Origin of the sequence: Cupriavidus sp. SIMBA_020 (assembly GCF_046535395.1) — a bacterium.
GTDB classification, from domain to species: domain Bacteria; phylum Pseudomonadota; class Gammaproteobacteria; order Burkholderiales; family Burkholderiaceae; genus Cupriavidus; species Cupriavidus campinensis.
Window position 1 is genome coordinate 1 of the sequence record NZ_JAWRWU010000628.1, and the last position, 270, is coordinate 270.

The following is a 270-nucleotide window of genomic DNA, read 5'->3' on the forward strand; positions in this document are numbered from 1 at the left end:
CGAAGCGCAGCGTGCCGATGTCGTCTACCGTAGTCCGCTCGAACACAAGAAGCCGGTGATGCAGGTTGAGCATCTGCTGGTCGGCGCACCGAACGGCGAGGAAGCGTGGACGAACAAGAACAACGAGATCCGTGGCCGATTCGCATGGGACCGGCAGAGTAAGCCGGACGAGTACAACACGTCGCCGTGGATGCGCGTCATGCAGGGCGACACCGGTGACGGCTACGGTGCGGTTCATGTGCCGCGTAAGGGCGAATGGGTCGCTATCGG

1 pseudogene is annotated in these 270 nt (G+C 62.6%); it reads left to right on the forward strand.

Going from position 1 to position 270, the window contains the following annotated elements:
• A pseudogene (locus SB751_RS30810) lies at window positions 1-270 on the forward strand (type VI secretion system tip protein VgrG); the annotation flags it as partial.